The 1,258-nt window shown below is 69.2% G+C and carries 2 protein-coding genes; both read left to right on the top strand.

Annotation, left to right across the window (positions count from 1 at the left end; translation table 11 throughout):
• The coding region (locus H5411_RS46470) for an Mce/MlaD family protein (RefSeq protein ID WP_183128022.1) at positions 1-937 on the top strand (937 nt) is incomplete at its 5' end.
• The coding region (locus H5411_RS46465; protein ID WP_183128021.1) for an MlaD family protein at positions 934-1,258 on the top strand (325 nt) is incomplete at its 3' end. The genes H5411_RS46470 and H5411_RS46465, both read left to right, overlap by 4 nt.

Genomic DNA, 1,258 nt, shown 5'->3' with positions numbered 1-1,258 from the left:
AAAGGGCACGCCGGCCGGCGAAATCCCCAAGGACCGCACGCGGGTGCCGGTCGAACTCGACAAGGTCGTCGACGCGCTGCCGCCGAACACCCTGAACTCGTTGCAGAAGACGGTCGGGAACCTGGACGCCACACTGGACGACGAAGGCCGAGGGGCCATCGACCAGCTCCTGGCCGACGCGCCGGGCACGCTGGACCCGGCCGGTGACGTCCTGCACGCCGCGCAGGGCACCCGGCCGCGCCAGGACCTCACCGACGTGGTGAGCGGGCTCGAATCGGCTTCCTCCGCGCTGACGAAGGAGCCGGGGCAGCTCGACTCCATCGTCCAGAACCTCGGCAAGGTCAGCACCGTGCTGGGGGACCGCGCGTCGGATTTGTCCCACACGGTCTCCGGCCTGCCCGAGGCGCTGGACTCGACGAACGCCGGGCTCTCCCGGCTGGACGGCACGCTGGCCAAGATCAAGGACGTCGCCGGCCCGGCCCGTCCGGTGGCCCGCGAGCTCGACACGGCTCTGCAGCACGCCGACCCGGTGCTGGCGAAGGCACGTCCGCTGGTGAACGACCTGAAGAACCTGCTGACCGACGCCAGGCCCGTCGTCCGTGATCTCGTACCGACCGCGCAGGGCCTGACCACAGTGCTCGACGACGTGCGCGGACCGGTCCTCGACCGGGTGAACGGGCCGATCAAGTCGACGATCCTCTCGCCGTACCGCGGAACGGGACCGTACGCCGGCACCTCCGGTGACCGGCCGCTCTACCAGGAACTCGGATACATGCTGTCCAACGTGGACAGGGCATCGTCGATGACCGACGGCAACGGCGCGTCGATCGCGTTCGAACCCGGGATCGGCCCCGGCAGCATCGGCGGTCTGCCGATCAGCCTCGAACAGCTCTACAGCAACCTCATGAGGCTCGGACAGCAGCAGGAGGGGCGATGACCCGCGATCAAGGCCGGATCAAGAAGACCTGGGAACGCGTCCGCAACGAGCCGAAGCTCGGCCGGAACGTGCTCACACTCGCGGTGCTGCTGGTGGTCGGGCTGGCGGTCGGGGGCTACATCGTCAGCCAGCAGGGCGCGGGGACCACGACCTGGCCGTGGCAGGACAGGTTCATCATGAAGGCGGAGTTCGACAACGCTCCCGCCATCAGCCCCGGCAACGGCCAGGAAGTCCGGATCGCCGGGGTGAAGGTCGGCCAGATCGACTCGGCGTCCGTCTCGGACGACGGCAAGGCGCTGCTCACCCTCTCCATCGACCCGA

The organism is Amycolatopsis echigonensis (assembly GCF_014174495.1).
GTDB classification, from domain to species: Bacteria; Actinomycetota; Actinomycetes; order Mycobacteriales; family Pseudonocardiaceae; genus Amycolatopsis; species Amycolatopsis echigonensis.
Note: the sequence above shows the minus strand (reverse complement) of the source record. Positions and strands in the feature narration are given on the sequence as shown.